The organism is Microcystis sp. M53603_WE2 (genome assembly GCF_030065435.1).
Genome location: NZ_JASJFF010001273.1, coordinates 1 through 1,720 on the forward strand (window position 1 = coordinate 1; position 1,720 = coordinate 1,720).

A 1,720-nucleotide genomic window follows, 5' to 3' on the forward strand; every position below is an offset into this window, starting at 1 on the left:
GGATCGTATAGATCATCAGGATCGCGATTAGTTAAGAGTATAACACAGGTAGCTGCTAGGGCATATAAATCTGTGGCTGCCGATACCTGATTGCCTAATTGTTGTTCGGGAGGGGCAAATCCAGCTGAGTAAATTGTTGTGGATTTCTCCTGTGTATTATTGGGATTATTGGTAGCCTGTTTTACTGCCCCAAAATCGAGTAAATAGAGGCGGCCATTTTGGGAGCGCATGATGTTAGATGGTTTTATATCCCGGTGAATGGAACCATTTTCATGAATAAATTTGAGGATAAGAAGTAATTCTTTGAGAATGTTTTTGACTTCACTTTCTTGAAAGGGTTTTTGTTGCTGTTGGAGAATTTCTTCTAAGTTTTTACCGTCGATATATTCCTGGGCCAGATAGAAAAATTGCTCTTCTTTTCCCGTTAATTGATTCTTGACTGTTAAAGGGAAAAAAGCATAGAGATCGGGGATTTGGGGATGTTCTCGTCCTAAATCTTCTAAAACGTGCGCTTCTTGAAAAAATAAATTTTTCGCTTTTTCTAAAGCTTGGGGACTTAAATTACCGGAGGGTTGAAATTGTTTGAGTACACATTTAGCTTTTTTGGGACTATAACGATCTAGCGCTAAAAATGCCGCCCCAAATCCTCCTTGTCCCAATAGACGTTCTGGCAAATAACGTCCCCCTAAAATTAATGGCATCCCGCAAGTAGTACAATATTTCTGCTCGATCGAGGTTAAGCGATTGCTATCGTCTAGGTCTAGGCATTGATTACGCGGTCTCGGACAGTGGGGACGCGTGCAAATAACTTCCATAGTCACCGTTTCCCTTGGTACTGCTCTTAGTTTAGCTACTACCGGCAATTCGGGTTAAAATTTTTATTCTTGAGAAAGAGTTACAAAGAGGGTTCGTAGGCCGACACGGATTCCCATTATACTACAAGGTTAGCAGAAATTTTGGAGTTTGTCAAGTCTTTGGCCGAAAAAAATTCAGCCGGATAAGGGCAGTTATCGAAAAAATCGGGTCACGCATATCATTCAAGGCCAGGGTTCTGGCCACGACTTGAGCGAAACGGTCTTGAACCATCTACTCCCGTGTCACCTCGTTTTCAGGCTCTTGAAAATATTGCTTTTTTTTCTCAAAGACAGTAAACTCAAATGTATTGTAAATGTATTTTAGATGAATTATGACTCTATATCTAGTAGAGGATGATCGACAAGAAAGGACCAAAGAACAAGTGAGCGAGATATTGGAGCGCATTGCCACAGTCGCATCAAAATCCCAGGGAGAGTTAATCGAAGCCCTAATCGGTGAAACAGAGGGGCGGTTATTCCTGATTATCAAAGCGATCGATCGCGCCTCCCTCGAACAAGTACTAGAAAACGCTGGGCTAGGTTGGCAACTAATCAAGGAAATGCGCTTGATTGGGCAGGACTTAGCCACTGTGCGAGAGCGCAAAGACAAAGCCAACTATCTAGTACAGTGGAATTTACCTCCGGGGCTAACGATGGAAACTTACCTGCAACGAAAAGCGGAGAAAACCCCCCTTTATGCTCAAGTGCCTGAAGTCAGTTTCGAGCGTACATAGGGCTTGCTGAAAAAGTTTTTCGGTGGTGGCAGGGTGTGGGGTGTGGGGTGTGGGGTGTGGGGTGTGGGGTTTTATCGATTTTCAGGTGGTCAACTACCTAATTTTCAGGGAAAAAGTACCTGAATTTTCCCC

The 1,720-nt window shown here is 43.1% G+C and carries 2 protein-coding genes; one reads left to right on the forward strand and one right to left on the reverse strand.

The window, feature by feature from the left end:
- Positions 1–815: serine/threonine-protein kinase (locus PX481_RS26655; RefSeq protein ID WP_288096943.1), on the reverse strand; the 815-nt coding region annotated here is incomplete at its 3' end.
- A gap of 371 nt (positions 816–1,186) precedes the next feature.
- On the opposite strand from PX481_RS26655, the gene PX481_RS26660 reads away from it, so the two are divergent.
- Positions 1,187–1,588: an alpha-helical coiled-coil protein gene (locus tag PX481_RS26660; RefSeq protein ID WP_043999279.1), complete on the forward strand. Its 402-nt coding sequence runs from the start codon at positions 1,187–1,189 to the stop codon at positions 1,586–1,588.
- The last annotated feature ends 132 nt before the right edge of the window (positions 1,589–1,720 follow it).